This window comes from Halobiforma nitratireducens JCM 10879 (genome assembly GCF_000337895.1).
Taxonomy (GTDB): Archaea; Halobacteriota; Halobacteria; order Halobacteriales; family Natrialbaceae; genus Natronobacterium; species Natronobacterium nitratireducens.
In genome coordinates this window covers 1-3285 of the sequence record NZ_AOMA01000163.1, presented here as the reverse complement: position 1 = coordinate 3285, position 3285 = coordinate 1, and the positions used below count along the sequence as shown (strand labels likewise).

Sequence of the window (3285 nt, the reverse complement as noted above, 5' to 3'; positions counted from 1 at the left end):
TCCTGCATGAGTTCGCCGATCAGGTTGTCGGCGTCGCTCTCGATGGCGATCTCGAGGGCGTCGTACTTCCACTCGGGGGCGACGACGACGTCGATCCGTTCGGGGTCTTCGATGCCGGCGACCTCGACGATGTCGCGAACGTCTTCGCGCGTGTTCTCGACCAGCCGTCGGCGTTTCCGGACGCGATCGCGGTCGATTTCGGCGGTCGGCCACGGCGCGTCGACGACGAACCCGTCGTTACCGAGTTCGTCCCACAGCTCCTCGGCGAGGTGGGGTGCGACCGGGGCCAGCAGCCGGACGACTGCCGACAGGCCACGCTCGTAGGTGTCGGCGTGGGGCTCGGTGTACTCGGCGTACTGGCGAAGCGTGGCGACCAGATCCTGGGTCTCGCGAAGCGCCTCGTTGAACGTCAGCTCGTCGTACTCCGCGTCGGCGATGGCGATCGTCGCGTCGATCTCCGCGTCGACGTAGCTGGCGACGGCGTCGTTCTCCCCGTCGGGCCGGTCGGCCGCGAACTCCTCGACCATCCCTTTCAATCGGCCCAGGAAGGCGTTGGTCGACCGGACGCCCTCCTCGCTCCAGTCGAAGTCGCGCTCGGGCTGGGCGGCCTGCATCATAAAGAGACGCGCCGTGTCCGCGCCGTACTCTTCGACGATCCGCTGGGGCGAGACGACGTTGCCTTTCGATTTGGACATCTTCTCGCCCTCGAGCTGGACCATCCCCTGGGCCAGCAGGTTCTCGAAGGGCTCGCGGTGCTCGAGGCCTTCGTGGTCCGCGAGCACCTTGGTGAAAAAGCGCGAGTACAGCAGGTGCATCACGGCGTGTTCGATGCCGCCGACGTACTGGTCGACGGGCATCCAGTCGTTGGCTCGCTCGAGGTCGAAGGGAGCCTCCTCGAGTCCGGGCGAGACGTACCGCAGGAAGTACCACGAGGAGTCGACGAACGTGTCCATCGTGTCGGTCTCGCGGGTCGCCGACCCGCCACACTCGGGACAGGTCGTCGCTTTCCACTCCTCGGCGGCATCCAGCGGGTTGCCGGTGGTGTTGATGAACTCGGGCAGTTCGACGGGCAGTTCCTCCTCGGGGACGAGGACGGCACCACAGTCGTCGTGACAGTGGACGACCGGGATCGGCGTCCCCCAGTAGCGCTGACGGGAGATTCCCCAGTCCCGGAGCTGATACTGTGTCGCGTGCGCGGCGCTCTCGATGTCTTCGGTCAGCCGTTCGCGGGCCGTCTCGCTGTCCAGCCCGGAGTAGTCGCCGGAGTTGACGAGGACGCCGTCGTCCGTAAAGGCTTCCTCGCTGACGTCCGGAGCCTCCGGTTCCTCGCTCTCTTCGGGTTCGGGCGCGACGACCGGAACGATCTCTTCTCCCATCTTCTCGGCGAAGGCGTGGTCGCGGTCGTCGTGGCCGGGGACGGCCATCAGCGCACCGGTTCCGACGTCCGAAAGGACGAAGTCGGCGACGTAGACCGGAATCTCCTCGCCGGTGGCGGGGTTAGTCGCGGTCAGATCGGTTGCGACGCCGTTGGGTTCGTCTCCTTCGGGGTCGGCCTCGTGTTCGATGAAGTGGCGAACGTCCTCGTCCTCCTCGGCGAGTTCCTCGCTGATCGGATGGTCGGGTGCGAGCGCGAAGAAGGTCGCGCCGTGGATGGTGTCGAGACGGGTCGTAAAGGCCGTTATCGGTCCGTAGCCCTCCACGTCGAACTCGACCTCGCTCCCGTACTGCCGGCCGATCCAGTTGCGCTGCATCTGACGCACCGAGTTGGGCCACCCCTCGAGGTCGTCGATATCCTCGAGCAACTCGTCGGCGTACTCGGTGATCTGCAGGAACCACTGCTCGAGTTCGCGCGTCTCGACGGGGGTATCACAGCGCCAGCAGAGTTCGGCCTCGCCTTCGACCTGCTCGTCCGCGAGCACGGTCTCACACTCGGGACACCAGTTGACTTCGGCGTCGCGGCGTTCGACGAGCTCTTCCTCGTGGAATCGCTTGAAGAGCCACTGGTTCCACTGGTAGTAGTCGGGGACGCAGGTGGTGACCTCGCGGGACCAGTCGTAGCCAAAGCCCATCGCGTCCATCTGGCCGCGCATGGTGTCGATGCAGTCGAACGTCCAGTCCCGTGGGTTAGTATCACGCTCCTTGGCGGCGTTCTCGGCCGGGAGCCCGAAGGCGTCCCACCCCATCGGGTGGAGGACGTCGTCGCCCTGCATGCGTCGGTAACGGGCGTAGGCGTCCGTGATCGTGTAGTTGCGGACGTGGCCCATGTGGAGCTTGCCCGACGGGTACGGATACATCCCGAGGACGTACGTCGGGTCCTCGACGTCGTCGGGCGTCCGATACGCGTCCGCGTCGTCCCACGCCTCCTGCCAACGTCGCTCGACTTCGGCGTGATCGTAACCGGCGTCGCTCATTTGTATACGTGTGGACGGGACGCCGCCCTATAGCTTTCCATCCGCTGGCCGACCGAAACCGTCACTCGGGCGATTCTCGGGTCGGCGATACCGCTCACGTTCGTGTGTCGGCTGTCCGTTCGGCTGTCTCCGTTCCCAACGCGAAAACAGAACTGCTCGGCGTTCGACCTCGGGACCGCCGTTACTCGATGTCGATCTCTTTCGACCCGTCTTCACCGCTGACTTTCGGGAGTCGAACGGTGAGCACGCCGTTCTCGTAGCCGGCCGATACCCCGTCTTCCTCGACCGGCTCCGGCAGGCGAACCCGGCGACTCGCCGTCTTTCGCGTCCGTTCTCGCCGGAGGTACTCGCCCTCGGCGAACTCGAGGGCGTCCTCCCGGCTCGCGTCGAGACGGAGCGTCCCTTCCGAGAGCGTCAGGTCGATGTCGTCGGTCTCGTAGCCGGGGAGATCGGCGGTGACGACATACTCTTCGTCGGTGTCTGCGACGTCGACCGGGACCGAGCCCGGGACCTGGAGGCCGCCGCCGGTCATCCCCTCTTCGACCTGTCTACTGACGCGGTCGAGCATCTCCTCGATTTCGTCGAACGGGTTGTGTCGCATAGGCGAGCGTACGCTCTCGAGCGGGATAAATCTGCCCGCGCTGGAAGGACAGAACCGTCCGTACTGGGGCTCCGTTCGGGGACGACGTGGTGAGCCCGACCCTACTCCGGCAGGGACACGAGTCCGCCGTCGACGGCCTCAAGCAACACGTCGCGGGCGTGACCGTCGGGGTCGACGTTCTCGTAGACGGCTTTTACTTCCCCATCGTCGAGGACGAACGTCGTGCGCTCGGCGGCTGGTGGGCCGTCACCGACCTCGCGGCGGGGCACGTCG

General features: G+C 65.9%; 2 protein-coding genes and 1 pseudogene. All 3 read right to left on the bottom strand.

Features of this window, described 5'->3' with window-relative positions; translation table 11 throughout:
• Positions 1–2411: leucine--tRNA ligase (gene leuS / locus C446_RS15415; RefSeq protein WP_006674060.1), on the bottom strand; the 2411-nt coding region annotated here is incomplete at its 3' end.
• 181 nt (positions 2412–2592) lie between these two features.
• The gene (locus tag C446_RS15410; RefSeq protein ID WP_006674059.1) at positions 2593–3012 is read right to left on the bottom strand and encodes an Hsp20/alpha crystallin family protein; all 420 of its coding nucleotides are present in this window, start codon (positions 3010–3012) and stop codon (positions 2593–2595) included.
• Between the two features lie 101 nt (positions 3013–3113).
• Positions 3114–3285, bottom strand: a pseudogene (locus tag C446_RS20135) (peroxiredoxin); the annotation flags it as partial.